The sequence below is a fragment of the Oryzihumus sp. genome, from assembly GCF_036391795.1.
In the GTDB taxonomy this organism is placed as follows: domain Bacteria; phylum Actinomycetota; class Actinomycetes; order Actinomycetales; family Dermatophilaceae; genus Oryzihumus.
In genome coordinates, this window is sequence record NZ_DASVZH010000168.1 from 1 (window position 1) to 2,865 (window position 2,865).

Sequence of the window (2,865 nt, forward strand, 5' to 3'; positions counted from 1 at the left end):
CGAGGGGGCGGAAGACGATGCAGAACGGATGGCCTACCGGGTCGCCGAAGACGCGATGACCACCCAGTCCTCCCGGTCCTCGGTGACCTGCATGCCGAGCACCTGGCAGTAGAAGTCCGCGAGCCGGCGCGGGTCGGGACAGTCGATGACGGTCTTCTCGAGGCGTCCGATCATGCCGCGAGTCTGCTCCGACGAGGTCGGTCCGGCATCACGACCATCCGAGCGCTCTCGCAAGCGCGGGAAGGACCCAGATGAGGACGAGGCCGCCGTACGCGACCACGGTGGCCACCCGCAGCCCGCGGCGGAGGCGCAGGAGGGGCACGACCGGCCACCCCGCCCGCTGGGCCCAGAAGCGCAGGTAGCCGACCGAGCTGACCCCCCGCCGGCGCTCCCCCCGGTCCGGTCGCTCCAGCGCGTCCCAGACCTCGACGGACCGGCCGCCGCCGCTGCGCAGCAGGCAGACGACGAGCGTGGCAACCGAGCCGCTGCCGTTCGGGAGGCGCAGAATGAACGGCAAGGCGACCAGCAGCAGGGCCTGGTCGCCGACGGCGCGTACCACCGCCCGGCGCGCCCGGTGCGGTGTCAGCGCCGGGTCCACGACCGTCATGACCTCCCCCTTCCTCCGGCAGGGCGTCAGCCCCCGACCGGCGCGATCTCCGGCCCTGGCGGGGCCATCCTGCCCGGTCAGCCTCCTGCCCGGCGGCTGAACGGCTCACCGGGCCCCTGGGGTCCCCTGTCCTGGCCGGCCCGGCACGACGTCGGCCAGCTTGGACAGCATGCGCCCCAGGTGGGGGTCGAAGGCCGCGACGTCGGCCGCGGCCACCTCCCCCGGCGTCCACCAGCGGACGGTCCGGAACTCGCCCGGGTCCGGGGTGAGCTCCTGCCGCCGGTCGCCGTGCAGGACGAACCAGAGGCTAACGTCCACGTGTCGCGCGCTGGGCTCGCCCACCGTCTCGGTCACCGTCAGGAAGCACGCCTTCTCGCCGATCCAGGCCGGGAAGCTCGCGGCAATGCCGAGCTCCTCGACGACCTCGCGACGAACGGTGTCCACCGGGCTCTCCCCCGGTTCCACGTGGCCCCCGGCAGGCAGCCACAGGCCCGCCTTGCGGTGGTCCACGAGCAGGACGTGGGGACCGGTGGGGTCGAGGAGCAGGAAGTAGGAGACCAGGTGCTGCGGCGGGGTGCGGGGCTTCGCACGCCGGAAGACGTCGTCGGTCTCCCCGAGCCAGCGCAGCACGTGGTCCCTGTCGGCCTCCTCCTGCCGGTCGAGGGGCTGGATGTCCTCGACCAGGCGCCGGACCGTGGCCAGTGGGTCAGTCATGGGGGTGCTCCCAGCGAGACGGTGGGCATACTGGGGTCCGGCGCGGACGTCCCGCAGCCGGCGAACGGTTGGGGGGTTGCTGTGGGGTGGACGCGTCGGCAGGTGGCCGGGGCCGTCGGTGCGTCGCTGCTGATCGTCGCCGCGCTGACCGTGGCGACGCTCTCGGCCCTGTCCTCGGCCAGCGTGGTGTCCAGCCCGTTCGCGAACGCCACAAACATGCCGTCCGCCGTCACCGTCTACGTGCCAGCTGTCCCCGGGGTGGCCACGCCCGCTGGCAGTACACCGGCAGAGGTCGACGTGTCGAGCGGACCAACGCCGCTGCCGCAGGAGCAGCGCTGCCCCTGCCCCTGACCTCCCCGCCAGGGCATGACCCCAGCCGTGGTCCGCGTACGGCGTCAGGCTTCGTCGCGTCGCCAGATGGCTTCCCACTGGCACCACTGGCCCACGCCCGGCGCCTCACGGTGGGTGACGTCGAGGCTGAGGTCGCGCACGGGGGTGAACTGCGGTCCGAGCACCGCCCGGATCTCGTCCGCGGCGAAGAAGTGGACCGCGAGCCCTGCCTTGGGCCCCTGGGTGTAGCGCACCGTGAACCCGGCGTCGTCGCCGAGCTCGACGACCCGGTGCGCCGGCCAGATGTCGGTGGCCGAGGCGTTGACGCGGACGCAGAGCAGGCCGCCGGGTGCCACCCGCTCCGCCGCGGCGGCGAGGTGGCCGTGCGCCTCGGCGCGGGTGCCGTGCTGGAACACCTGGATCCCGATGACCACCGGCCACGTCGCCCCGGAGGGGAGGTCGTCGAGGCTGCCGACCTGGAACCGGTCGGCCCGCGCGGGCATCCGGCGGCGGGCCTGGGCGATCGTAGTAGGCGCGACGTCGAGGCCGAGCACGTCGAGGCCCGCGTCGGCCAGCGGTGCGACGTTGCGGCCGTTGCCGCACCCGATGTAGAGCGCCTCACCGGGCAGGTGCGCGTCGGCGGCGGCGTCGAGGATGTCGCGCACGAAGCTGACCGGCACCTCCTCGAGGTAGCGGCCGTGGGCGTACTCCACCTCCCAGGAGGCCGCCGTGGTGGCCCCGTCAGTGATCGACATCAGAAGCTGGAGGCCATGTTGGTGAAGCGCGAGTAGTGGCCCTGGAACGCCACGACGATGGTGTCGGTGGGGCCGTTACGGTGCTTGGCCACGATCAGGTCGGCCTCGCCCTCGCGCGGCGACTCGCGTTCGTAGAGGGACTCGCGGTGCAGCAGGATGACCATGTCGGCGTCCTGCTCGATCGATCCCGACTCACGCAGGTCGCTCATCTGCGGCTTCTTGTCGGTGCGCTGCTCGGGGCCACGGTTGAGCTGGGAGAGCGCGATGACCGGCACCTCGAGCTCCTTGGCGAGCAGCTTGAGCGCACGGGAGAACTCTGAGACCTCCTGCTGGCGGGACTCGACGCGCTTGCCCGAGCTCATCAGCTGCAGGTAGTCGATGATCACCAGGCGCAGGTTGTTGCGCTGCTTGAGCCGGCGGCACTTGGCCCGGATCTCCATCAGCGACATGTTGGGGCTG

6 protein-coding genes are annotated in these 2,865 nt (G+C 72.4%); 1 reads left to right on the forward strand and 5 read right to left on the reverse strand.

The window, feature by feature from the left end; translation table 11 throughout:
- Nucleotides 1-33: 33 nt before the first annotated feature.
- The 3 genes from VF825_RS10300 to VF825_RS10310 form a co-directional block, all read right to left on the reverse strand.
- Nucleotides 34-174 carry a VOC family protein gene (locus tag VF825_RS10300; protein ID WP_331112877.1) on the reverse strand — a complete coding sequence of 47 codons (141 nt, stop codon included), beginning with the start codon at nt 172-174 and terminating at the stop codon, nt 34-36.
- 34 nt (nt 175-208) lie between these two features.
- Nucleotides 209-607: a hypothetical protein gene (locus VF825_RS10305; RefSeq protein WP_331112879.1), complete on the reverse strand. Its 399-nt coding sequence runs from the start codon at nt 605-607 to the stop codon at nt 209-211.
- A gap of 105 nt (nt 608-712) precedes the next feature.
- Nucleotides 713-1,321, reverse strand: coding sequence for an NUDIX hydrolase (locus tag VF825_RS10310; protein WP_331112881.1), 609 nt, complete (start codon nt 1,319-1,321; stop codon nt 713-715).
- Nucleotides 1,322-1,423: 102 nt separating this feature from the next.
- Here VF825_RS10310 and VF825_RS10315 point away from each other — a divergent pair, with 102 nt between their 5' ends.
- A complete protein-coding gene (locus VF825_RS10315) occupies nt 1,424-1,672 on the forward strand; it encodes a hypothetical protein (protein ID WP_331112883.1) in 249 nt (82 codons plus the stop codon).
- Nucleotides 1,673-1,716: 44 nt separating this feature from the next.
- Here the strand turns inward: VF825_RS10315 and VF825_RS10320 are convergent, their stop codons facing one another.
- On the reverse strand, nt 1,717-2,406 hold the full coding sequence (locus tag VF825_RS10320) for a class I SAM-dependent methyltransferase (RefSeq protein ID WP_331112885.1): 690 nt from the start codon (nt 2,404-2,406) through the stop codon (nt 1,717-1,719).
- Nucleotides 2,406-2,865 (reverse strand): DnaB-like helicase C-terminal domain-containing protein (locus VF825_RS10325; protein ID WP_331112887.1); only part of this gene is annotated, 460 nt, incomplete at its 5' end. The genes VF825_RS10325 and VF825_RS10320, both read right to left, overlap by 1 nt.